This is a genomic window from Microbacterium hatanonis, from assembly GCF_008017415.1.
In the GTDB taxonomy this organism is placed as follows: domain Bacteria; phylum Actinomycetota; class Actinomycetes; order Actinomycetales; family Microbacteriaceae; genus Microbacterium; species Microbacterium hatanonis.
In genome coordinates this window covers 769,506-792,221 of sequence record NZ_VRSV01000002.1, presented here as the reverse complement: position 1 = coordinate 792,221, position 22,716 = coordinate 769,506, and the positions used below count along the sequence as shown (strand labels likewise).

Sequence of the window (22,716 nt, the reverse complement as noted above, 5' to 3'; positions counted from 1 at the left end):
TCTCGACGATGATTGGATGCTGCGCGCTAGAGAGCGCCCAGCGCGGCGGCGCGGGCCAGCAGGGCGCGCGCCCGGGCGAGGGCCGGGGCGTACGAGCCGTCGACGTCGCCCGCGGGAGTCGCCTCGGCGAGTTCGCGGGCCTGCGCGATGGCCGCCGGAGAAGGGGTGAAGCCCGCGTGCGCGCCGGCGACGGCGGCCGGGTCGAGGGCGAGCGTACCCGTGAAGCCCATCGCCAGTGCGTGGTCGGCGGCGTCGCGGGCCGCGGCGACGTCTCCGCACGGACCGTCGATCGGACCGGGGAGGCCCGCGGCGGCGCTCGCGACGGTCAGCTGCGCCCGCGGCCACGCCAGCGCCATCCGATCGGCCGCCATCCCGGTGTCGCGGCGGAAGTCGCCCGTGCCGAACGCGAGACGCGCGGTGCGGGGGTGCGCGGCGATCCCGGGAGCGGCCAGGAGCGCCGCCGCCGATTCGATCATCGGCACGATGGGCACCTCGTCGCCGAGGACGGCCGAGACGCGCTCGACGTCGTCGGGGCCGCCGCACATCGCGAGTACGACACCGCCGAGGGCGTCGCCGGCGCGCCGGCAGAGGTCGAGATCGGCGAGGCCGTCGGCCGTGCCGGGCGGGCTGATGCGTAACCAGGCGCCGGCGGCAGAGCCGAGAAGCATCCACAGCGCCCTCTCGCGCCCCTCGGCCTTCCGGGCGGCGGGGAGACCGTCCTCGAGATCGAGGACGAGCACGTCCGCCGGATATTCGGCCGCGGCGATCAGCGGCGAGCGCAGGAGCCAGGTGCGCGCGTGGGTGAACGCCACGGCGCCGGTCCGCGCCGCGGTGGGAGCGGATGACTCCGCCCCCACCGCAGCGCTCGTGATCGTCGAGCTCACGCGTCGCCCTTCGGCGCGGCGCCCGCTGCAGCCCGGGCGCGGAAGGCGTCGAGCGCCTGCGTGTCGACGGTGACCTCATCGCCGGCGGCCACGTCCTTGGCCGCCGAGACGGCGGGGCCGTGCCCGTCGCCGGTGAGCATGGCCTCGTCGAACGGCAGGCGCCCGGCGAGCACCTCACGGCCGCGGCTGGCGTCGTACTGCTTCGTCCAGGTGCCGATGAGCACGGTGGCGACGGCGTTTCCGGTGAAGTTGGTGACGGCGCGGGCCTCCGACATGAAGCGGTCGATGCCGACGATCACGCCGACGCCGTCGACGAGGTCGGGGCGGTAGGCCTGGAGACCGCCGGCGAGGGTCGCGAGTCCTGCTCCGGTGACGCCCGCGGCGCCCTTCGAGGCGATGATCATGAAGACCATGAGGCCGATCTGCTCGCCGAGCGCCATCGGCTGGCCCATGGCGCTGGCGATGAACAGCGACGCCATCGTCAGGTAGATCGCCGTGCCGTCGAGGTTGAAGGAGTAACCGGTGGGCACCGTGATGCCGACGACGGGCTTCGTGACACCGAGGTGCTCCATCTTCGCGATGAGGCGCGGGAGGGCGGCCTCCGACGACGAGGTTCCGACGATGAGCAGGTACTCGCGGGCGAGGTACTTCATCAACTGGAAGATGTTGATCCGCGCCACGACGAGCAGCAGCGTGCCGAGCACGATCGAGATGAAGAGGAAGCAGGTGAGGTAGAACGCGAACATCAGGATGCCGAGGCTGAAGATGGCCTGCACGCCCGTCTTGCCGACCACGGCGGCGATCGCGCCGAACGCACCGAGCGGGGCGAGCCAGAGGATCATGCCGAGGATGCGGAACACCAGCACCTGGAAGCTGCGCACCGACTCGACGATGCGCGCGCCGCGCTCGCCCATGGCCTGCAGCGCGAAGCCGACGAGGAGGGCCACGAAGAGCACCTGCAGGATGCTGCCGCCGGTGAAGGCCGAGAAGAACGTGGTCGGGATGATGCCGAGCACGAAGTCGGTCGTGCTCTTCGCCTCACCCTCCACCTGGTAGCTCGACGACCCGATGTCGAGACCTTCGCCCGGGTGGATGATGTTGCCGACGACGAGCCCGATCACGAGGGCGAACGACGACATGATCAGGAAGTAGATCATCGCGAGGCCGCCGATCTTGCCGACGGTGGCCGCCTTCGCGATCGAGCCGATACCCACGACGATCGTGCAGAAGATGACCGGGGCGATCATCATCTTGATGAGGTTGACGAACGCCTTGCCGACGGGTTCGAGCTGCACCGCGATGCCGGGGGCGGCGAGGCCGACGATGATGCCGAGTGCCACGGCCACGATGACGGCGATGTACAGCCAGTGGTTGCGGTCGATCCGACGGGGGATGCGACCGTCGCGAGTGGTGCGGAGTGAGAAGGCCATGAGCGTCCATCCCTCTTTCTGACGTCGTTGTCGCGCCGACGGGAAGGGCCGGCGATGCAACGACTGTGCTCCGACGAGGCGCACCGTCAGAGTTGTGGTCGTATTGTTCTCGGCAGATCCGGGCGAGGAGGTGAATGGATGCAGCTGAGCTTCAGCGCTCGCCTCTCCCTCGCCGCCCTCGCCGCCGTAATCGTTCTCGCCGGCGCCCTCGCGGCGATCCTCGCGTTCCAGCTGTCCGACTCCGGTCGGCGCGAGACGGCCGCGGTCACGAGCGCGCTCGCCGAGACGCTCTCGCGCGATCCCAGCGTCCCGGGGCTCGTGCGCGCTCGCGACTCGGCGGCCTTGCAGCCCTTCGCCGAGGCCGTCATGGACGAGGCCCATGTGTCGTTCATCACGTTCATGACGCCCGAGGGTGTGCGCCTGACCCATCGCGATCCGGCCGAGATCGGCCGCCCGTACCTCGGCTCGCGGGAGGAGGCGCTCGCCGGCGAGAGCCTCACCGAGATCTACGAGGGCACGCTCGGACCGTCGATGCGCACGATCGTGCCCGTCCGCGACGACGGCGAGATCGTGGGGCTGCTCTCGGTCGGAGAGACCCTCGGGTCGGTCGAGGCCGAGCTCGCGCCCCGCGTGCCCGTGATCGTGGCGGCATCGGCGGCGATCGTCGCGCTGGGAGTGCTGGGCGCCCTGTTCGTGCGCCGGTCGGCGCGGCGCGTGACCGGCACGCTGACCCCCGACGCGCTCGGCCGCATGGTCGAGAACTACGAGACCGTGCTGCACTCGATCCGCGAGGGGCTCATCGTCACCGACGCGTCCGGCCGCATCCGCATGTACAACGACGAGGCCGCCGATCTGCTCGATCTGCCGCCCGCACGGTCCGGTCTCATCGACGTCGATCCGGCCGACCTCGTGGTCGATGCCGCGCTGCGCGAAGCCCTGATGAGCGGGCGACGCGTGGTCGAGGAGACCATCGCCAACGGCGATCGCGTGCTGCTGGTGAACCAGGAGGAGGCGCGCGATCTCACCGGGCAGCGCGCCGGCCAGCGCGGGCGGGTCATGACCCTCCGCGACCGCTCCGAGCTGCAGGCGCTCGTCGGCGAGCTCGACGGCGTGCGCCAGCTCACCGAGACCCTGCGCTCCCAGACCCACGAGCACGGCAACCGCCTCCACACCGTGCTCGCCCTGCTCGAACTGGGCCGCATCGACGACGCGCAACGCCTCATCATCGAGTCGACCGAGGGCCGTCAAGGACTCGCCGACCGTCTGATCGCGGGGAGCGACGACGCGGTCGTGCTGGCACTGCTGCTCGGCAAGCTCGACGATGCCGCCGAACACGGCGTGCACCTCGAGCTCGACGTCGACGAGCCGACACCGCGCCTGCCCTTCTCCGCCGCCGAGACGGTGACGGTCATCGGCAACCTGATCGACAACGCCCTGGATGCGGCGAACACGGGCCCTCAGCCGGCCTGGGCGCGGCTGGGCCTCCACGCCCGCGCCGACCTGATCGAGCTGGTCGTCGCCGACAGCGGCAGCGGTTTCGACCCCGCCCTCGCCGACCCGTTCGCGTTCGGGGCCTCGACGAAGCATCCCGACGCCGACGGGTCGCGCGGGGTCGGGCTCGCTCTGGTGCGCGATGTGGTCACGGCGCGGGGCGGGACCATCTCGATCACGACCGCGCCGACCACGGTGACCGTGACCGTCGGGCGGATCTCACCGTGATCCGGGTGCTCGTCGTCGACGACGACGCCCTCGCCGTCGAACTGCACACGGCCTACGTCGAGCGCGTCGAGGGCTTCGTCGTCGTCGGTCACGCAGCGGGGGCGCGGGCGGCATTGACCGCGCTGACCGACCGGGCCCGCGCGATCGACCTCGTGCTGCTGGATATGACGATGCCCGACGGCGGGGGCCTCGACGTCGTCCGCCACCTGCGTGCCGCCGGATCGCGGGTCGATGTCATCGCCGTCACCGCGGTGCGCGACTCCGACAACGTGCGCGCGGCGGTGTCGGCCGGGATCGTGCACTACCTCATCAAGCCCTTCACGTTCGCCGCCTTCCGGGAGCGCCTCGAGGCCTACCGCGCCTACGTGGAAGGACTCGAACGTGCCGCCGGGAGCACGACGCAGTCGGAGGTCGACGCCCTCCTCGGGTCGCTCCGCGCCGCGCCCACCCCGCTGCCGAAGGGCCTCTCGGACGAGACGCTCGCCGTCGTCGCCGAGCGCGTGCGGGGATCCGCGCGCCCCCTGTCGTCGACCGACGTGGCAGAGGCCGAGGGCATGTCGCGCGTCACCGCCCGCCGCTATCTCGAGCACCTCGCCGACACCGGACGCGCACGGCGCGAGTCGCGCTACGGCGGCCCGGGCCGCCCGGAGATCACCTACGCCTGGACGCGCTGAGCCCGCCTGAGAAGCCGCCGGGCGCTCGCACCGCAGCATCCGCTCGTCCCTCCAACGGACGTACGCTGAGCGCATGCCCGTCGTGACCCGGCCTTCTCCGCTGCTGCCCGCCCTCGCCGGCGTGGCTTCGGTCGCGCTCGCCGCGGGTGCGGGCGAACTCGTCGCGGGACTCGTCGCCCCGGCATCGAGCCCGTTCGCCGCGGTCGGCGGCGCGCTGATCGACCTCGCGCCGTCGTGGGCGAAGGACACCGCCATCGCGCTCTTCGGCACGAGCGACAAGATCGCGCTCCTCGTCGGCATCGGTATCGTGGCCGCGATCCTGGCGGCCGGCGCCGGGGTGCTGGAGGCGCGCCGCCCGCCCTGGGGCCGATTCCTCGTGCTCGCCGTCGGCATCGGCGGCGCGATCGTCGCCGCGACCCGCCCCGACGCCTCGGTCGCCTCCTGGTTCCCCGCCGCCCTGGCCGGTGCGATCGGCGCGATCGCGATCCGGTACCTGGCCCGCTCGGCGGTGCGGTCTCGGGAGGCCGCGGCACGGACCGACGAGGGCCCCGCCGATCCCGGCCGCCGCGGATTCTTCGTCTGGGCGGGAGCGGTCACGGCGACCGGTGTCGTGCTCGCCATCGCCGGCAGCGCCGTGCGGGCCGGCGCGCAGGCCGTCACCGCCGCGCGCGACGCGATCCGTCTGCCGACGCCCGCCTCGCGCGCGCCGGCGGTGGCCGCGGGGGCCGAGCTCGGGATCGACGGGCTCACGCCGGTCATCACCCCGAACGCGGACTTCTACCGCATCGACACCGCCCTGGTCGTCCCCCAGGTGTCGACGTCCGACTGGTCGCTGCGCATCCACGGCATGGTCGAGCAGGAAGTGACGATCACCTGGGACGAACTCCTCGCCCTCCCGCTCGAGGAGAGCATCACCACGCTCACCTGCGTGTCGAACGAGGTCGGCGGCGACCTCATCGGCAACGCCGTGTGGCTGGGCTACCCGATCCGCGAGCTGCTCGCCCTCGCGCGGCCCAGCGCCGACGCCGACATGGTGCTGTCCCGCTCCATCGACGGGTTCACGGCGTCGTCGCCGATCGAGGCCCTCACCGACGAGCGCGATGCGATCCTCGCCGTCGGCATGAACGGCGAGCCCCTGCCGACCGAGCACGGCTTCCCCGTGCGGATGGTCGTGCCCGGCCTCTACGGCTACGTCTCGGCCACCAAGTGGGTGACCGAGTTGGAGGTGACCCGCTTCGACGCGGCGACCTCGTACTGGACCGATCGCGGCTGGTCGGAGCGCGGACCGATCAAGCTCGAGTCTCGCATCGACGTCCCTCGGCGCAGCGCGTCGCTCAGTGCCGGCGACACGGTCATCGCCGGGGTCGCGTGGCAGCAGCACGTGGGTGTCTCGGGCGTCGAGGTGCAGATCGACGACGGCGAGTGGCAGCAGGCCACCCTGGCGTCGGCGATCAGCGATGACACCTGGGTGCAGTGGAGCCTGCCGTGGCAGGCCGCATCCGGAACCCACCGCCTGACCGTGCGCGCGACGAACTCCGACGGCGAGACCCAGACCCCCGACCGTGCCGACGTCGTGCCCGACGGCGCGACGGGCTGGCACTCGGTCGAGGTCAGCGTGCGTTGACCCCTCGGCGAGACCTCGCCCGGGCGAGGAGCGGATGCTGCGCCTCAGGCCGCCAGGACGTGACGCAGCTGCTCGACCGCCCAGTCGAGCTCCGTGCCCCGGACGACCAGCGGCGGGGCGAGGCGGATCGTCTGGCCGTGGGTGTCCTTGACGAGCACGCCGCGCGCCAGCATCCGTTCGGCCACCTCGCGCCCGGTGCCGACGGCCGGATCGATGTCGACGCCCGCCCACAGGCCGGCGACGCGCACCGCCGTCACGCCGTGACCGACGAGTGCGTCGAGACGCTCGGCGAGGTGCTCGCCGAGGGCGGCGGCGCGGGTCTGGAACTCCCCCGACGCCAGCATCTCGACGACCTGCAGGCCGACGGCTGCGGCGAGCGGGTTGCCGCCGAAGGTCGAGCCGTGCTCACCCGGGCGGATGACCCCCAGCACGTCGCGGTCGGCGACGACAGCCGACAGCGGCAGGATGCCGCCGCCCAGCGCCTTGCCCAGGAGGTAGACGTCGGGCACGACGCCCTCGCGGTCGCAGGCGAAGGTCGTGCCGACCCGGCCGAGCCCCGACTGGATCTCATCGGCGATGAACAGCACGCCTCGCGCGGTGCAGAGCTCGCGCACGGCCCGGAGGTACCCCTCGGGCGGGATGATCACGCCCGCCTCGCCCTGGATCGGCTCGATCAGCACAGCAGCGGTGTTCTCGTCGATCGCGGCCTCGATCGCCGCGGCATCGCCGAACGGCACGTGCACGAACCCCGGAGCGTAGGGGCCGAAGCCCTCGTACGCGACGGGGTCGTCGCTGAAGCCGACGATGGTCGTCGTGCGGCCGTGGAAGTTGCCGTTCGCCACGACGATCTTCGCGGCGTCTGCGGCGACGCCCTTGATCCGGTACGCCCACGCACGGGCGACCTTGATGCCCGTCTCGACCGCCTCGGCGCCGGTGTTCATCGGCAGCACGAGGTCTTTGCCGCACAGCTCGGCGAGCGCGGCGGCGAAGGGGCCGAGTCGGTCGTTGTGGTACGCCCGGCTCGTGAGAGTGAGGCGGCCGAGCTGCTCCTGCGCCGCCGCGAGGATGGCGGGGTGACCGTGCCCGAAATTGAGCGCGGAGTAGGCGGAGAGGAGGTCGAGGTAGCGCTTGCCCTCGACGTCGGTGACCCAGGCGCCCTCGCCCCGCGCGATCACCACGGGCAGGGGGTGGTAGTTGTGGGCGAGGTGCTCGTCCTCCGCGGTGATGATCCGCAGGGTTCCGGTGTCGGTCGAGGTGCTCATCGCGTGCCTCCGCGCAGCTCGAGCGTGCAGCACTTGATGCCGCCGCCGCCGAGGAGCAGCTCCGACAGATCGATCAGCACCGGGTTGTAGCCGCGCTCGCGGAGCTGGGCCTCGAAGCCCTTCGCCCGGGGCGAGATCAGCACGTTCCGGCCGTCGCTCGCGGAGTTGAGCCCGAAGACCGCGCCGTCGGCGTCGTCGACCTGGATCGCGTCGGGGTAGCGCTCGGCGAGGATGCCGCGGCCCTCCTCGTCGAACGCGCTCGGCAGGTAGGCGATGTTCGCCCGCTCCACTCCGCCGGCCCCTGAGCCTGTCGAAGGGCCCTGAACGGGGTCGAGCACCGAGATCGCCGTGTCGAGGTGGTAGAAGCGCGGGTCGGTGAGCGTGAGCGACACGACCTCCTTGCCGAAGACCTCTCCCACCTCGCGGTGGCTGTCCCCGGTCGAGCGGAAACCGGTGCCGGCGAGGATCGTGTCGCCGACGAGCAGGAAGTCGCCCTCGCCCTCGTTCACCTCGGCAGGCTCGGCGACCGTGTAGCCGTTGTCGCGGAACCACTCCATGAAGGCGGGTCCCTCCGCCGCACGCTCGGCGAAGCGGAACTTCGCGCCGTACGCGATGCCGTCGATGAGGAAGCCCCCGTTGGCGGTGTAGACCATGTCGGGCAGGCCCTCGAGCGGGTCTATGAGCTCGACCTCGTGACCGAGCGCGAGGTAGGTGTCGTAGAGCGTCTGCCACTGGCGCAGCGCCACGTCGGTGTCGGTGGGCCGGCTCGGCTCCATCCACGGGTTGATGCTGTAACTGACCGTGAAGTGCTGGGGCCGGCACATGAGGTACCGGCGGTGCTGCGCGATGCGCTCGGACTGAGCGGCGGGGGCGGCGGTTTCGTTCGTGGACATGGGGCTCCTCGACTGCACGTATAGCAAGGGGCGGCGGACGCTGTCCTGGGGCCCGGCGGCTCTCCGCCTCTGCTCTCGACGAGAGCGAAGGGGACAGACAGACCCGGGCACGCCGCATCCATTCTGCACCCCGGCGCTCGTCGCGCGCGAGCACCGCACCCGCACCGCGCGGGTCGTGTTCTCGCGCAGTTAAAAGCGTGTTACCAACCTGTTAATCGCCCCGGGTCGCACGTAGCGAATCCATAGCCTCTCATCGGTGCCGACTCCCGGCACCCACCCACCCGCACCCGCGCACGGACGGCGCCGTCTTCGTTCCTCGAGGACGAGCGCTCGGCCGTTGTTCGTCGTGCCCTGTCGCACCCGGAGAACCGTGAGAACTCGCCTGTCCTCGCGCGCACGTCCGATCGCCGTCGCAACGGCCATCGTGCTGCCCGCACTCATCCTGAGCCCCACCCCCGCGTTCGCCGCGCCCCAGAACGGGATCGTCGCCTCCGGCGACGACTGGTCGATCACGACCGCCCCGGGCGGCTACCTCGTCACCTACGAACTCGACGAAGCACTGCCGATCGTGAGCGACGCGCCCACTCTCGTCGTCGACGGCAAGAGCGTCGGTCTGGCGGTCGAATCCGCCGACGGGCTGTCGCTCTCGGCGCTGACCAGCGACCCGGCCGTGCGCTCCGCACGAGAGGTGGAGAAGGGCTGGGCGTCGAGCGACGGCGACAAGGCGGCCGAGGGCGGCACCACCGAGGTGACCGACGAGGAGGTCAACGACGAGCTGGAGAGTCAGCTGCGCCGGTTGGCCGCCCCGACGGCGACCGAGGAGCCGAGCGATCCGGGTGTTTTCGGCGTCACGGAGGCGGAGTACGACTTCGGCGACCGCGCCGTCGCGCTCGCCGGCATCAGCGGGATCCGCGGTGAGATGACCGGCAAGATGTACCTCACGGACGCGCCGGGCGAACGGCCGACCGTGATCCTCCTGCACGGCCGGCACGGTTCGTGCGCGACCGGCACGGCCAACCCCCTGCGCTGGCCGTGCGGACCCGACCAGGTCAACGTGCGTTCGTACCAGGGATATGAGGGCACCGGCCGCGCCCTGGCGACGCACGGCTACAACGTGCTGTCGATCGCGGCGAACGCGGTCAACTCGAACGACAACCAGCTCGCTCTCGACTACGGGGCACAGGCCCGCGGCCAGCTCATCCTCGACACCCTCGGGATGCTGGAGAAGGCGAACGCCGGGGAGTCGGTCGCCTTCGACGACATCACCTGGCCCGACGCCGACGGCACGGCTACCACCACCACTCGCACTCTCGATCAGGCGCTGACCTACGCGACCACCCGGACCGACGCGCCCGCGACGGCCGCGGGCGTCACCGCGGCAGCCCTCACCGGCCGCTTCGACCTCGACCGGGTCGGGGTCATGGGCCACTCCCGGGGCGGCGAAGGCGCGACGTCGGCCGCGACGCTCAACCAGGGGCTCGAGAACCCGTTCGGCATCATCTCCGTGCTGCCGCTGGCGCCCGTCGACTTCGGCCGGATGACCGTCCCCGACGCCTCCCTGGGCGTCTTCCTCCCCTACTGCGACGGCGACGTGTCGAACCAGCAGGGGCAGCACATGATCGACGACTCCCGCCACGCCTTCGGCGATGACGTGATGCGGTCGGCCGTGTGGGTCATGGGGGCCAACCACAACTTCTTCAACACGGTGTGGACGCCGGGGCTCTACCCCTACTCGACGAGCGACGACTGGAACCGCAACGACACCACCTCGAGCTGCTCCACCCGTGATGCGTCGCGCCTCACCGCCGCGCAGCAGTACCAGGTCGGCGTGTCGTACATGACGGGTTTCTTCCGCCTCACGATGGGCGGTGAGACGCAGTTCCAGCCGCTCTTCGACGGATCGACGAAGCCCACCACCACGGCGACCTCGTTCGCCGACGTGCGCGTGATGGCCAGCCAGCCCACGAACGCGACGACCCTCGTGACCGACTTCGCCAAGAGCAGCACGCTGGTGCGCACGGCCGGGAACGCCTCCGCGCAGGTGTGCGCGAACGCGGAGACGGCGACATCGATCGCCCCGACCGTGCCATACTGCACCACGCGTGAGATCGGTACGGCTCGCGTTCCGCACTGGACGCCCGTGCGCTTCGGGCTGAACGTGCCGGCGACCCCGGTCACCCGCGTCACCTGGACCGGATCTGCGACCGACCCCGCAGCTGCCAGCACGGGCGAGTTGCGCGTGTCGGTTCCGGCCGGCAAGCGCGACGTCTCCACCCGATCGCAGCTGACGGTCAAGACGGCCCCCGATCGCACGGTCCCCACAGGAACCGACTTCACGATCACCGTGATCGACGGCGCCGGCAACAGCTTCTCCCGCGCAGCATCCGCCATCGACCCGCTCGCGATCAATCGCCTGCCCGGCGGCACCAACACGACGCTCAACAAGTTCGTGCTGCAGCAGCTGACCATCCCGACGGCCGAGATGACCGGCCTCGATCTGACCGATGTCCGTGAAGTCCGCTTCTCGGCGGGTGTCGGAGCAGACGGAACGGGCGCGGGAGGGATCTACCTCTCGGATCTCGCGTTCGACACCCCCACCCTGGGCAACGCCGTCGCCCAGCAGAGGACCACGGTGAACGTCGCACCGACCATCGTCGAGGAGGGCGACGGCCCGAGCACGGCCGACGTCGCGGTGTACCTCGACGCCCCTGCCGACACCGCCGTGTCGGGCTGGGTCAGCGTCGTGGGTGCGAGCACGGTCGCATCGGCCGTGCAGTGGGTGTCGTTCGCGCCGGGCGAGATCTGCCAGGCGATCACCGTTCCGGTCAACGGCGACGCATCCCCCTACCCCGCCGGCGCCATGGGCATCACGGTGAGCGTCACGAACACGACGAACGCCGTGATGGGCGCGGGCGCCTTCGGACAGCTCGTCGTACGCGAGGACGACGGACTGCGCCCGCTCGCCGACCGGGAGACGCTTCCCGTCGGGGCGATCAGCATCGGCGCGGAGCTGCCGACCGTCGGGGTGCAGGGCGACGCGTGCGCCGAGCTCGCCGCAGCCGGAAGCCCGGGCGAGCTCACCGCGTCGAGCACCGAGGTGGCTCCGGGCGACAGCCTCACGCTCACCGCGACCGGGTACCGTTCGGGCGAGTCGGTGGCGTTCGGCTTCGGCGACCTGGTCCTCGACCCGATCACCGCGGACGCCGACGGGATCGCGGTCGCGACGGTCGAGGTCGATGAGGAGTCCGCACTCGGGGCACAGGCCGCCTTCGCGGTCGGTGCAGGATCCGGTCGCATTCAGGAGACCTCGGTGGCGGTGCTCGCACCGACCACGACGACGCTGGCCGTCGAACCCGACAGCGAGCTCGTCGCCGGCGCTCCGCTCACTCTGGTGGCGACCGTGACGGGGGCCGAGACCGATGGCGTCGTCACCTTCGCCGAAGAGGCAGCTCCCGCGGCGCGTGCCGACGCCGCCGTGCTCGGCACCGCCGAGGTCGTGGACGGGGTCGCGACGCTGACCCTCGAAGGCGGGCTGCCCGAGGGCGATCACGCCCTCGTCGCGAGCTTCGCCCGCACCGACGTCGCATCGGCGTCGAGTTCGACGGCCCTCGTGGTGACGGTCGTCGCCGCACCGGCCGAAGGCGGCGGCGAGACGACTCCGACGCCGTCACCGAGCTCGAGCACGTCGCCGCTCCCGGCCGGCACGGGCACGTCGGGCGGCCAGCCCGGCGGCGCTCTGGCAGCGACCGGCGTCGCGGGCATCGGGTCGCTCGTGCTCCTCGCGGCCGGCGCGCTGGGCCTGGGCCTGGTGCTGGCGATCCGTCGCAGGCGGGCGGTCGACTCCGAGTCCTGATCGCTCCGCGGGGCGCCGTCTCTTCGGAGGCGGCGCCCCTTCGCGTGCGTTCCCGCGCATCGGCCGCCGGGGCGGACGCCGTTCTGCGCCGAGGGCCCGGGCGACGCATCCCCACGGTGCACCGCCCGGACGCCTCACCAGCCCGCGGCCGCCGTCGATCGGACGGATGCTGCGGGCGTCGCGGGCGTGCGACGGGAGCGACGCTGCCACCGACGCAGGAACAGCACCCCCGTGACGATCAGCGACAGGTGGAACGCCACGAACGCGAGGTTGCTCGCGAGCGAATAGCCGCTCGCGATCATGTAGACGTCGTGCCCGATGCCGCGGACCAGGGAGAACGCGACGAGAAGCCACACCAGCGGCTCCCACCAGCGCGGTCGGAACGAGGCGAAGATCAGGAACGCCCCGAGCACGATCTCCTCCAGCCCGAACATGAAGGTGAAGTCGACGAACCCGTTCCACGCCGGGCCACCCCGCGATGCGTCGAATCCGGGTACGAGGACATCGACCCTTCCCGTATTCAGAACCGGGACGAAGGTGACGCCGAGCGCCACGTAAACGAGTCCGACGACGCGGAGCCACCAAGCGAGAAGTCTCATGGACCGCACGCTAGCAGTTCGTTAGATGCACCGTCTAGTCAAATTATGGATGCGGTGCGCCATCGTTCGATGAGGCTCATCAGCGCCCGCTCCATCCATGCGCGATAGCGCACGTCGCCCCACCCCGACCGTCTTACGAAGAAGTCGTACGTCTCGGGGCCGACGAGGTGATTGAGCTCGTCGGTGGCCTCCTCCACCGCATCCGCCGGCAGCATCCCGCGCTCCTCGGCCCAACGCGCGGCGAGCCCGATGTCGGCGCGACGGCGTGCGTCGAGGTCGGCGACGGCAGCGCGAGCGACAGGGTCGGTCTCGGCGGCCACGGCCATGGCCTGCGTGAGCCCCGCGGTGCGCCGATTCGCCTCCGCCACGTAGTCGAGCCAGCCGCGCAGCGCGTCGGCACTGTCGGAACGCGCCATGATCTCGGCCATCGCCGGCCGCTCCGACAGGCTGTGCCGGCCCTCGTCGCCGGCGAAGGTGCGCTCGAACGCGGCGACGAGGAGAGCGGCCTTGGTTCCGGCCAGGCGCACGGACTGCACGGAGACGCCGGCCTCGCGCGCGATCGAGGTCATCGTCGTCGCGGGATACCCGTCTCGGGAGAACAGCGAGGCCGCCGCATCGACGATGGCCGCTCGAGTCCGGGCGGCCTCCGCCTGCCGCATCGGCGAGGAATACGTTCTCGGCGTCACAACGTCCTTCCATTTATGGCTAGAGTCTGCATCTAACGAAACTTTATCGTGGGAGTGCGCGGTGGCCACCTATCTTCTCGCGGCGAACCCGATCCACGGGCACGTCGGTCCGATCCTGAGCGTCGCCCGACACCTCGTCGAACACGGGCACCGCGTCGTGGTCCTGACGGGTCGCCGATTCTCCGCGCAGGTCGCGGGCGCCGGGGCCGAGCACCGGGTGCTGACCGGGACGGCCGACTACGACGACCGACGGCCCGACACGTACCTCCCCGACGGTGCGCTCTACCGGGGCGTCCGACGCACCGAGTACGACATCCGCACCATCTTCGTCGAGACGATCCCCGACCAGTACCGATCGATCCGTTCGCTGATCGACGAGCTCCGTCCCGATGCGGTGCTCGTCGACGGGGCCTTCGGCGGTGTGCTCCCCCTCATCGCCCAGACCGACGACCGCCCGCCCATCCTGGCGCTGGGGGTGACACCTCTGAGCCAGGCCTCGCGCGATGCCGCTCCCTACGGTCTCGCACTCCACCCTCCCCGCGGCCCGTTCGACCGGCTGCGGTACGCCGCCATGGGTGCTGCGGCACAGCACGTCGTCTTCGCGCCGACCCAGCGGGCCGCCGCCCGCGCCTTCGCCGGCGCCGGCGCCGAACTGCGCGGGTTCATCATGGACGCCTCGCGTCACTACGACAGGTTCCTGCAGACGGGCCCGGCCGCCCTCGAGTACCCGCGCACCGACCTCGCCCCCGGCATTCGCTTCGTCGGGGTCCTGCCGCAGAGCGCCACGATCTCGCGGCGCCCCGCGTGGTGGGGGGAGCTCGACCGCGAACGCCCGGTCGTGCACGTGACCCAGGGGACGATCGACAACCACGACTTCGGCCGGCTGGTGCGTCCCGCCCTCGAGGCCCTCGCCGATCGCCACGTCGCCGTGGTGGTGACCGCGGGCGGACGCGAGGTCGACGCCATCGGCCCCCTACCGGGCAACGCCTACGCGGCGAGCTACCTCGACTACGACGCGCTCCTCCCCCGTGTCGACGTGGTCGTCACGAACGGAGGATACGGCGGCGTGCAGGCGACCCTCGCCGCCGGCGTCCCCCTCGTCGTGGCCGGCGGCACCGAGGACAAGCCCGAGGTCGCGGCCCGCGTCGCCTGGACGGGAGCCGGAATCGACCTGCGGACCGGCACACCGGATGCGGCGGCCGTCGGGGCTGCGGTCTCATCGATCCTCAACGACCGCTCCTATCGTTCCGCGGCGCAGCGCATCGCCGCCGATGCGGCCACGCACGACGCCCTCGGCGAGATCGCGCGACATCTCGCCGAGACCCGCGTCGCCTCTTCCGCCTGACGTCCGCGCCGCCGCCCCGTGGAAGGATGGGCGGGTGACCGCGACCCTGGAGAACTCCGTCACCCTCGATGAGGCGGCGCGCGTCGTCCGCATCCTCGACCGCCGGATCTTCCCGGCTCGCGTCGAATGGGTGACGGCCGAGACGCCGGATGCCGTCGCCGCAGCGATCCGCGAGATGGTGACGCAGAGCTCGGGGCCGCTGTACGCCGCCACCGCGGGCATGGCCCTCGCCGCGCTGCAGGCGCGCGATCTGCCGTTGCGCGATGCGCGCACCGCGCTCGGGCTCGCCGGACGCGCCCTGGCTACGGCGCGCCCCACCAACGCGCACCCGCGCGACGCGGTCGCGACGATCCTCGCCGCGGGACGCGACGCCGACACCACGGCCGAACTCGTGACCGCGACCCTCGACTCCGCCCGCACGGTCGACCGCGACTATCGGGAGGCTGCCCTCCGCCTCGGCCGCGCGACGCTGTCGCTGCTCCCCGCGACGCCGCGCATCCTCACGCACTGCTGGGCCGATGCCTACCTGTTCGGCCTGGTCGCCGCGGCCGCCGAGGCCGGCCGGGAGATCGAATGGATCGCGACCGAGACCCGCCCCTACCTGCAGGGGGCCCGACTGACCGCGCACTCGCTGCGCGAACTCGGCCAGCAGGTCACGCTCATCACCGACGGGATGGGCGCCGCCGCCCTGTCGTCGCCCCGCGGCGTGGGCACCGGCCCGATCGATGCCGTCGTGACCGCCGCCGATCGGGTCTCGCTCGACGGCTCGGTCGTGAACAAGGTGGGTACGCTCGCCCTCGCGGCCGCAGCATCCGCCTTCGACGTGCCGTACTACGCGATGGTGGAGGCACCCGACCGCGCCGCCCCCACCGGCGCCGACGTGGTGATCGAAGACCGCGATCCCGCCGAGGTGCTCGAAGTGCTCGGACACCGGTCGGCCAGCCCGCTCGTGACCGACGCCTGGTATCCGGCGTTCGACGTGACACCACCGCGGCTGGTGACCCGCATCGCCACGAGCCGGGGTACGTTCGAGCCCGCGCGCGTCGCCGACCACTTCACCGCCGACCCCGAGGCACTCGCCGAGATCCCCGGCACTCCCCCGCTGCGGCGACGGCGGACGCCGGCCGTGCCCGTGCCCGTCAACGCCTCGACGCAGCCCGACACCGTCGCCTTCCACCCTTTCTCGAACGACTCCACCGGAGGACCCGAATGACCGTCACCCCCTCCGCCGACGTCGTCGTGCTCGATATCGAGGGCACCACGAGCGAGGCCGGCTTCATCCTCGGCGACCTGTACGACTATGCGCGCCCCCGTCTGGAAGAGGCTCTCGGTCGCGACTCCCTGCGGGCCGCGCGAGCCGATGCGATCGCGGAGACGGGGCTGCCGGCCGGAGCGAGCGACGGCGAGGTCGCCGATGCGCTGCGCGCACTGATGGCGACCGACGTGAAGTCCACGCCGCTGAAGACGATCCAGGGCGTCATCTGGGCCGAGGGCTTCGCCGCAGGGGAGATCACCTCGCAGTTCTTCGACGACGTGCCGCCGCGCCTGCGCGCGTGGGCCGATCAGGGCGTGCGGATCGCCGTGTACTCGTCGGGCTCGGTCGCCTCCCAGCAGCCGTGGTTCCGCCACGCTCCGCAGGGCGATCTGTCGACCCTCGTCGAGGCCTGGTTCGACACCGTCAACGCGGGCGGCAAGAAGGATGCGTCGTCGTACGCGACGATCGCCGATGCGCTGAGCGTCGCACCCGCGCGCGCCCTCTTCCTCACCGACCACCCCGAAGAAGTCGCCGCCGCCCGCGCCGCCGGCTGGCAGACCGTGGCCCTCGACCGCGCCGGGGAGCCCTGGGCCGGCGCCGCGTTCGACGGACCCGTGGTGCACACCTTCGACGAGATCGAGCTCGCCCGATGAGCGCCCTGTCGACCGCGCGCACGCTCGAAGCCGGTGCGACCCTCGCCGCTGAGGCCGCCCGCTTCTCGGGATACGGCTGGATGCGCGGCACCTCGGGGAACCTCTCCCTCGTGATCGACCGCGATCCTCTCGTGCTGGCGGTCACCGCGTCGGGTCTCGACAAGTCGCAGCTCACCGAAGCCGACGTCGTGCTCGTCGGCCCCGACGGCCGAGGCCTCGACGCGGACGACCCCCGCCCGCCGTCCGCCGAAGCCGGCCTCCACGCCCACATCGCCGCGCGCACCGGTGCCGGCGCGGTGTTCCACGTTCATGCTCTCGACGCGGTCGTCGCCGCGCACCGCTGGCCCTCCGGCGTCGAGATCCGCGACATGGAGATGCTCAAGGGCATCGGACACCGCGCGCACGACGAGACCGTCGTCATCCCCGTGATCGCGAACGACCAGGACATGGCGGTGGAGGCCGCCCGCTTCGACGAGGTCTACGTGCCCGCCACCGCCGACGTCCCCGAGGTGCCGGTCATGATCGTGGCGACCCACGGCATGTACGCCTGGGGCGAGGATGCTGCCGCGGCCCGCCGCCACCTCGAGATCGCCGAGTGGCTCCTGCGCTTCACCGTCGCGACCCGCTGACCGCGCAGCATCCGCCGGCCGCCGGCCGCGGTTCCCCGAGCACACGGCCTCGGTCCCCGCGCACGGGCTATGCACGCATCCACCCCGTGCGCTCGAGCGAAACCCGTGCGCTCGGGCTCGGAGCCTCCCCGCGCTACGTGAGCAGGGGCTCGCGCGTCAGCTGCGTCAGGCGGCGGGGATCGGGGTCGATCAGGCGCGCGACGCCCAGCGTGCGGGCGGTGAGCAGCACCCGGCGGGCGGCGATCGCACGCTCGTGCTCGGGGAGGGTCTGGATGTCGGCGACCTTCGAGAACCCGACGATCCGGCGCACGGCCTTCGCCGCGGCGTAGATCGCGGCATCGGAGCGGATGCGGCGGAGCGTCACCGCGAGCACGTCGTCGCCGTAGACCCGGGGGTCGACGCGGTCGGGCCACCGCCGGGTGAACTCTTCCTCGAAGGCGGCGATCAGCTCGACCGGCAGCGCGAGCAGCGCCTCGGCGTCGGCCTCGCGTCCGAGCGCCGATGCCCGCGCCGCAGCGATGATGAGGTTCGCCCACACGGCGCCGAGGTCGAAGCCCGTGGGCGCATAGGTGCCGAACTCCGAATCGAACGCGCGGACCGAGCTTCCTTCCGAACGCACGAACACCGACCCGGTGTGCAGATCGCCGTGCACCAGGCTCTGGTGGTCCTCCTGGAACCGCTGCTTCGCCAGGCCGATCTCGCGCACGAACACGCGGTCGGTGCGGAGATCGCGTACGTCGTCCTCGTTCGCGGGCAGCCACCCGTTGTGCTCGTGGTCGACGTAGGGCTCCGTGAAGACGAGGTCTTCGGTGATCTCCGACAGCTCAGGGTTCGTCGCCTCGGCGATCCGCCGGCGCCGCTCGGGCCCGGGGGTGCCGAAGACGCTCGTGGCGAAGCCGATCGCGCCGACGTAGGTTCCGAGCTCCACGGCGGCGTAGGTGTGCAGACGCCCCGCGTTCAGCTCGTTGCGCCAGACGGCATGGTCGCTGAGATCTTCGATCGAGAGGGCGAGGGATGCTTCGTCGAAGCCGTAGAACGCGGGGACGTGCGCCGCATCCACCGCCTCGTGGGCGGCGAGCACGACCGCCTCGCGCTTGGCGCGCTCGCGGGTGAGCGGCCAGGTGGGGTCGACGCGCACGTGCGGCAGCGACTGCTTCACGACGACGCCATTGCCGGCGGCGTCGGTCACGATGAAGACGAGATTGAGGTTGCCGTCGCCGACCTCGACCACGGAGACGATCGTCGCGGGATCGACGGGTCCGGCCAGCTGCGGACGCGCCAGCAGGTACGCGCCGACCGTGTCGACGGTGAGGAGGTCGGCTTCGAGGTCGCTCATGCGGTGGTGCTCCCGGCGATGATCGTGGTCTTCCGGCGGCGGAACGTGAAGCTGAACAGCAGTGCCACGAGCAGCACGACGCCCTTGCCGAAGTCCTGGATGTAGTAGGGCAATCCCATCATGGAGAAGCCCGTCACCATGACCGCGATCAGCACGGCCCCCAGCGCCGTGCCCCAGGCGTTCGGTCGGCCGATGCCCAGCACCGACACACCGACGAGCGCGACGGCCACCGCGTCGAGCAGCAGCGAGTTGCCCGCCGAGACGTCGCCCTGGCCGATGCGGGCGGCGAGCACGAGCCCCGCGATCGAGGCGAGCACGCCGCAGCCGATGTACGCCGCGGCGCGGTAGGCGCGCACCCGCACGCCGGCGAGACGAGCGGCCTCGGGGTTCGATCCGACGGCGGCCAGCGCACGCCCCCAGCGGGTGCGGTCGAGCACGAACCAGAGGAGGGCCGTCAGAACGAGGAAGAGCACGACCGGCACCGAGACGGGTCCGAAAGACCCGCGGTCGAACCAGAGGAAGTCGGCGGTGAAGCGGCCGGGCGCGGTGGAGCCGTCGGCGAGGGTCATCTGCGACGAGATCGACTTGCCGTCGACGATGATCAGCTTCAGCCCCACCACGGTGAACATCGTCGCGAGGGTGGCGAGCAGATCCGGGATGCGGGCGAAGACGATCAGCGCCGCGTTCAATGCGCCGATGAGCGCTCCGGACAGCAGCACGACGCCGACCGCGATCCCGCCGACCTGACCGGCGATCACGAGCGTCCACGCCGCGATCGAGACGGCGAAACCGGCGTTGGCTCCCACCGAGAGGTCGAGTCCGCCGACGGTCATGGCGAGGGTGACCCCCAGGCCCGCGATCCCGACGGGGGCGATGAACTTCAGCATCCCGAAGACGTTCTCGACCGTGCCGAACGCCGGCTGCGTGGCGAAGAAGAACACGATGAGCAGCGCGGTGACGGCGACGAAGCCCCACTTCGCAACGCCGTCGATGACGCGCGTTCCGATGCCGGGGGCGGATGCTGTCGTGAGGCTCATGCGGTCTCCTTCGGGTGACCGGGGTCGTCGAGCAGCGCATTGACGATGCGCGCACGATCGTGGACTCCGGCGGGGGTGTCGAGGGCGATCCTGCCCGAGACGAGCACGACGATGCGGTCGGCGACATCGAGGATCTCGTCGACGTCGCTCGAGAGCACGACGACGGCCGCGCCCTCTCCCGCCCGGGCCCGCGCGGCGTCGCCGATGCGTCGACGCGCGCCGATGTCGACCCCGCGGAACGGCTCGTCGAGCACGGCGAGGGCGGGCGCGGTGCGCAGCCAGCGGCCGACGATCACCTTCTGCTGGTTGCCGCCCGACAGATCGTCGACCGCGGTGTCGGCCGACGGCGCGACGACGTCGTAGGCGTCGATCACCTCGTCCGCCACCGCGCGCTCGCGGCGCACGCCGACCACACCGAGCCGGTCGGAGATCTCGCGCAGCACCGGCAGGCCCACGGTGCGCGCGATCGACCAGCCGGGCTGGATGCCGCCGCGCTGGCGATCTTCGGGGACGAGCACGACCCCGGCCTCCTTCGCCGCCGCCGGGGTGGTCGGTCGATAGGCGCCGCCGGAGAGCGTCATGCGCGCCTCGCCGGCGGGCCGCACGCCCGCGACCGTCTCGGCGAGCTCGGTCTTGCCCGCGCCGAGGAGGCCCAGGATGCCGGTGACCTGCCCCGCGTGCACGTCGAGCGCGAGCGCCCCCGAGCCCGGGACGAGACGCGCCCCGTCGATCGAGAAGACCACGTCGCCGGCCGGCTGCGGGTCGGTCACGTGCTGCTGCAGCTCGGTGGGGACCCCGAGCATGGCTTCGAGGGCGGCGTGCCAGTCGAACGGCCGCGAGGCTGCCAGGGTGAGCCCCCCGTCGCGGAGCACGAGGATGCGGTCGGCGAGCCGCTCGATCTCGCCGAACCGGTGGCTCACGAACAGGATGGCCAGACCCGGTCGGCCGGGCTCGCCGTCGCGCAGCGCCCGGAGCACCTCGAAGAGGCGATCGGCCTCGGACGCGGTGAGCGCCGACGTCGGCTCGTCGAGGATGAGCAGCTTCGGGGTCGAGCGCAGGGCGCGGGCGAGGATCAGCAGCTGCGCGTCGGAGGTGCCCAGCCGCCCGGCGTCGGCGCGCAGCACCTCGTCCGACCACTCGAGTCCGAGGCGCGCGAGCGCGGCCCGGGCGATGCGTTCGGTCTCGGCTCGGCGCACCACCCGGTGCCCGCCCGACGAGAGGTCGGTGAGCGCGATGTTGTCGGCGACCGACAGCGACGGCACGATGCCGTCGGCGATCCTCTGGTGCACCGTCTCGATGCCGGCCCGGCGCGCCCGGGCGGGCGACGTCACCCGCGTCGATGCGCCGGACACCTCGATCGACCCGGTGTAGCCGGGGTTCGCTCCCGACACGGCGCCGATGAGCGTCGACTTCCCCGCGCCGTTCGTGCCGAGGAGGGCGGTGATCGTGCCCGCGGCGAGGTCGAGCGAGACGTCGCGCAGCACCTGGTTCGCGCCGAAGCGCACGCCGACGCCGCTCAGGCGGACGACCGGTCGGTCGTCCGCCTGAGCGGGGAGAGGCGCGGAAGAGGTCATCCGGAGACGGCGGGGAGCCAATCGGCCACGACGACGTCTTCGAGGAGCAGCGAGGGCTCGGCCTCGCGCAGCTGCGCGACGTTCGTGATCTCGTTGTCGAGCAGGAAGTCGCGGGTGACGGTGATCGCGGGGAACTGCACCTCGGTCTCGTCGAGCTCGCCCGCCAGCGAGAGCGCGAGGGTGCGCACGACCGCGGCGCCGATCGAGGCGGGGTCGGTCGCCGAGGTGGCGACCCACGGGCTGCCGTCGGCGATCATGACCTCGATGTCGGCGTTGGAGATGTCGATGCCGTAGACCTTGACCTTGTCCTGCAGGTTGTTCTGCGTGACGGCCTGCACGACGCCCTTGGTGATCTCGTCGTAGGGGGCGAAGATCGCCTGCACGTCGGGGTTGGCCTTGAGCGCCGCATCCGTCAGGGGGATGTTGTCGGTCGCGGTCGACTCGGTGACCTCGCCGGTGAAGAACAGCTGGTCGAGGTCGTACTCGGTGAGGTAGTCGTCCCAGACGGCCTTCCGACGGTCGAGCGGCGCGAAGCCCTCGGCGCTGACGAGACCGACCTTCGCGCCGTCTCCGGCCGCGGCGACGAGCTCGTCGAGCACACCCTCGGCCATCGACGTGTCGGACTGCGACGTGACGAGCACGCCGTCGGTGTCGTCGAGAGCCAGGTCGTAGACGATCACGGGGATGCCCGCGTCGACGGCCTCGCGGATACGCGGCTCGATCGTGTCGGTCTGACCGTGGTCGACGATGATCGCGTCGGGCTTCGACGCGATGGCCTGCTCGAGGTCGGAGGCGTGCTTGGCGTTGTCGTTGCGGGCGTCGCTGACGGTCAGCTCGATGTTGGCAGCGGCCGCCTGGGCCTTCGCGCCGGCGGTCCAGGCGGTGAAGTAGTCGCCCGCGCCCGACTGCTGCACGAGGGCGACGGTGACGGGCTCGCCGTCGAAGGGCGCGGGCGCGTCGGCGGTGGCCGCCTGCTGCGACGCGGCGGGAGCGGCGGTGCCGCCCGCGTTCTGCTGGGCGCACCCGGCGAGGACGAGCGCGGTCGCACCGGCGGCGGCGGCGAGGCCGAGCAGACGGCGGTTGTGCGAGAGGAACGACATGGGAGTCACCTTCGGGTGAGGGGTGCTGTGGGCGCTGGGGGACGGCGACCGGTGCTGTCCGGCGCGGGAGCAGTAAACCAGTTCGGGTCGGCGCCGACCCAATCCGTCGTTGCGCATTGTTACGCCGCAGCGCGCGGAAGTCTTCCCGAACTGGCCGCGCGGG

General features: G+C 71.9%; 18 protein-coding genes. 8 read left to right on the top strand and 10 right to left on the bottom strand.

Annotated features, from left to right (window positions below; genetic code table 11):
- Positions 1 to 26 precede the first annotated feature (26 nt).
- Positions 27 to 884, bottom strand: a complete 858-nt coding sequence (locus FVP77_RS13835; protein WP_147895154.1) for an HpcH/HpaI aldolase/citrate lyase family protein — start codon at positions 882 to 884, stop codon at positions 27 to 29.
- Complete coding sequence (locus FVP77_RS13830) at positions 881 to 2,314, bottom strand: cation:dicarboxylate symporter family transporter (protein ID WP_147895153.1); 1,434 nt, start codon at positions 2,312 to 2,314, stop codon at positions 881 to 883. The genes FVP77_RS13835 and FVP77_RS13830 overlap by 4 nt, the downstream gene beginning before the upstream one ends.
- Before the next feature lie 138 nt (positions 2,315 to 2,452).
- Between FVP77_RS13830 and FVP77_RS13825 the strand changes: the two genes are divergently transcribed.
- From FVP77_RS13825 to FVP77_RS13815, 3 genes are all read left to right on the top strand, one after another.
- Positions 2,453 to 4,033 (top strand): sensor histidine kinase, encoded by a 1,581-nt coding sequence (locus FVP77_RS13825; RefSeq protein WP_187266944.1) that lies wholly within the window; start codon positions 2,453 to 2,455, stop codon positions 4,031 to 4,033.
- Entirely contained in the window at positions 4,030 to 4,707 is a 678-nt protein-coding gene (locus FVP77_RS13820) for a response regulator (protein ID WP_147895151.1), read from the top strand. Before FVP77_RS13825 ends, FVP77_RS13820 begins: the two co-directional genes overlap by 4 nt.
- A gap of 73 nt (positions 4,708 to 4,780) precedes the next feature.
- On the top strand, positions 4,781 to 6,331 hold the full coding sequence (locus tag FVP77_RS13815) for a molybdopterin-dependent oxidoreductase (protein WP_147895150.1): 1,551 nt from the start codon (positions 4,781 to 4,783) through the stop codon (positions 6,329 to 6,331).
- A 44-nt stretch (positions 6,332 to 6,375) separates the two neighbouring features.
- Here FVP77_RS13815 and rocD read toward each other — a convergent pair whose 3' ends face one another.
- Both rocD and ddaH read right to left on the bottom strand, forming a co-directional pair.
- Positions 6,376 to 7,593, bottom strand: a complete 1,218-nt coding sequence (rocD, locus tag FVP77_RS13810; RefSeq protein WP_147895149.1) for an ornithine--oxo-acid transaminase — start codon at positions 7,591 to 7,593, stop codon at positions 6,376 to 6,378.
- On the bottom strand, positions 7,590 to 8,486 hold the full coding sequence (gene ddaH / locus FVP77_RS13805; RefSeq protein WP_147895148.1) for a dimethylargininase: 897 nt from the start codon (positions 8,484 to 8,486) through the stop codon (positions 7,590 to 7,592). Before ddaH ends, rocD begins: the two co-directional genes overlap by 4 nt.
- Positions 8,487 to 8,856: 370 nt before the next feature.
- Here ddaH and FVP77_RS13800 point away from each other — a divergent pair, with 370 nt between their 5' ends.
- Positions 8,857 to 12,339 (top strand): Ig-like domain-containing protein, encoded by a 3,483-nt coding sequence (locus FVP77_RS13800; RefSeq protein ID WP_147895147.1) that lies wholly within the window; start codon positions 8,857 to 8,859, stop codon positions 12,337 to 12,339.
- Between the two features lie 134 nt (positions 12,340 to 12,473).
- Here FVP77_RS13800 and FVP77_RS13795 read toward each other — a convergent pair whose 3' ends face one another.
- Together FVP77_RS13795 and FVP77_RS13790 are read right to left on the bottom strand one after the other, a co-directional pair.
- On the bottom strand, positions 12,474 to 12,938 hold the full coding sequence (locus tag FVP77_RS13795) for a BphX family protein (RefSeq protein ID WP_147895146.1): 465 nt from the start codon (positions 12,936 to 12,938) through the stop codon (positions 12,474 to 12,476).
- A 38-nt stretch (positions 12,939 to 12,976) separates the two neighbouring features.
- Positions 12,977 to 13,597 carry a TetR/AcrR family transcriptional regulator gene (locus FVP77_RS13790; RefSeq protein WP_147895145.1) on the bottom strand — a complete coding sequence of 207 codons (621 nt, stop codon included), beginning with the start codon at positions 13,595 to 13,597 and terminating at the stop codon, positions 12,977 to 12,979.
- A gap of 88 nt (positions 13,598 to 13,685) precedes the next feature.
- Between FVP77_RS13790 and FVP77_RS13785 the strand changes: the two genes are divergently transcribed.
- From FVP77_RS13785 to mtnB, 4 genes are read left to right on the top strand one after another with little or no spacing between them, the layout of a single operon-like run.
- Complete coding sequence (locus FVP77_RS13785; RefSeq protein WP_187266943.1) at positions 13,686 to 14,969, top strand: glycosyltransferase; 1,284 nt, start codon at positions 13,686 to 13,688, stop codon at positions 14,967 to 14,969.
- 34 nt (positions 14,970 to 15,003) lie between these two features.
- On the top strand, positions 15,004 to 16,182 hold the full coding sequence (locus tag FVP77_RS13780) for a translation initiation factor eIF-2B alpha/beta/delta subunit family protein (RefSeq protein ID WP_222707739.1): 1,179 nt from the start codon (positions 15,004 to 15,006) through the stop codon (positions 16,180 to 16,182).
- Positions 16,179 to 16,877: an acireductone synthase gene (gene mtnC, locus FVP77_RS13775; protein ID WP_147895142.1), complete on the top strand. Its 699-nt coding sequence runs from the start codon at positions 16,179 to 16,181 to the stop codon at positions 16,875 to 16,877. Before FVP77_RS13780 ends, mtnC begins: the two co-directional genes overlap by 4 nt.
- Complete coding sequence (mtnB, locus tag FVP77_RS13770) at positions 16,874 to 17,506, top strand: methylthioribulose 1-phosphate dehydratase (RefSeq protein ID WP_147895141.1); 633 nt, start codon at positions 16,874 to 16,876, stop codon at positions 17,504 to 17,506. The genes mtnC and mtnB overlap by 4 nt, the downstream gene beginning before the upstream one ends.
- A 133-nt stretch (positions 17,507 to 17,639) precedes the next feature.
- On the opposite strand, the gene mtnK is transcribed toward mtnB, so the two are convergent.
- Genes mtnK through FVP77_RS13750 form a run of 4 tightly spaced genes read right to left on the bottom strand, consistent with a single transcriptional unit; the run spans position 17,640 to position 22,553 of the window.
- On the bottom strand, positions 17,640 to 18,842 hold the full coding sequence (gene mtnK / locus FVP77_RS13765) for an S-methyl-5-thioribose kinase (protein WP_147895140.1): 1,203 nt from the start codon (positions 18,840 to 18,842) through the stop codon (positions 17,640 to 17,642).
- Positions 18,839 to 19,879, bottom strand: a complete 1,041-nt coding sequence (locus tag FVP77_RS13760) for an ABC transporter permease (RefSeq protein ID WP_116648053.1) — start codon at positions 19,877 to 19,879, stop codon at positions 18,839 to 18,841. The genes mtnK and FVP77_RS13760 overlap by 4 nt, the downstream gene beginning before the upstream one ends.
- Positions 19,876 to 21,453, bottom strand: coding sequence for a sugar ABC transporter ATP-binding protein (locus tag FVP77_RS13755; protein WP_147895139.1), 1,578 nt, complete (start codon positions 21,451 to 21,453; stop codon positions 19,876 to 19,878). The genes FVP77_RS13760 and FVP77_RS13755 overlap by 4 nt, the downstream gene beginning before the upstream one ends.
- The gene (locus FVP77_RS13750; protein ID WP_147895138.1) at positions 21,450 to 22,553 is read right to left on the bottom strand and encodes a substrate-binding domain-containing protein; all 1,104 of its coding nucleotides are present in this window, start codon (positions 22,551 to 22,553) and stop codon (positions 21,450 to 21,452) included. The genes FVP77_RS13755 and FVP77_RS13750 overlap by 4 nt, the downstream gene beginning before the upstream one ends.
- Positions 22,554 to 22,716 lie beyond the last annotated feature (163 nt).

Coding starts and splice junctions, on each gene's coding strand:
- FVP77_RS13830 (WP_147895153.1), bottom strand. CDS start 2,314: ATGGCCTTCTCACTCCGCACCACTCGCGACGGTCGCATCCCCCGTCGG.
- FVP77_RS13790 (WP_147895145.1), bottom strand. CDS start 13,597: ATGCGGCAGGCGGAGGCCGCCCGGACTCGAGCGGCCATCGTCGATGCG.
- FVP77_RS13825 (WP_187266944.1), top strand. CDS start 2,453: ATGCAGCTGAGCTTCAGCGCTCGCCTCTCCCTCGCCGCCCTCGCCGCC.
- mtnK (WP_147895140.1), bottom strand. CDS start 18,842: ATGAGCGACCTCGAAGCCGACCTCCTCACCGTCGACACGGTCGGCGCG.
- FVP77_RS13760 (WP_116648053.1), bottom strand. CDS start 19,879: ATGAGCCTCACGACAGCATCCGCCCCCGGCATCGGAACGCGCGTCATC.
- FVP77_RS13815 (WP_147895150.1), top strand. CDS start 4,781: ATGCCCGTCGTGACCCGGCCTTCTCCGCTGCTGCCCGCCCTCGCCGGC.
- FVP77_RS13795 (WP_147895146.1), bottom strand. CDS start 12,938: ATGAGACTTCTCGCTTGGTGGCTCCGCGTCGTCGGACTCGTTTACGTG.
- rocD (WP_147895149.1), bottom strand. CDS start 7,593: ATGAGCACCTCGACCGACACCGGAACCCTGCGGATCATCACCGCGGAG.
- ddaH (WP_147895148.1), bottom strand. CDS start 8,486: ATGTCCACGAACGAAACCGCCGCCCCCGCCGCTCAGTCCGAGCGCATC.
- mtnB (WP_147895141.1), top strand. CDS start 16,874: ATGAGCGCCCTGTCGACCGCGCGCACGCTCGAAGCCGGTGCGACCCTC.
- mtnC (WP_147895142.1), top strand. CDS start 16,179: ATGACCGTCACCCCCTCCGCCGACGTCGTCGTGCTCGATATCGAGGGC.
- FVP77_RS13755 (WP_147895139.1), bottom strand. CDS start 21,453: ATGACCTCTTCCGCGCCTCTCCCCGCTCAGGCGGACGACCGACCGGTC.
- FVP77_RS13750 (WP_147895138.1), bottom strand. CDS start 22,553: ATGTCGTTCCTCTCGCACAACCGCCGTCTGCTCGGCCTCGCCGCCGCC.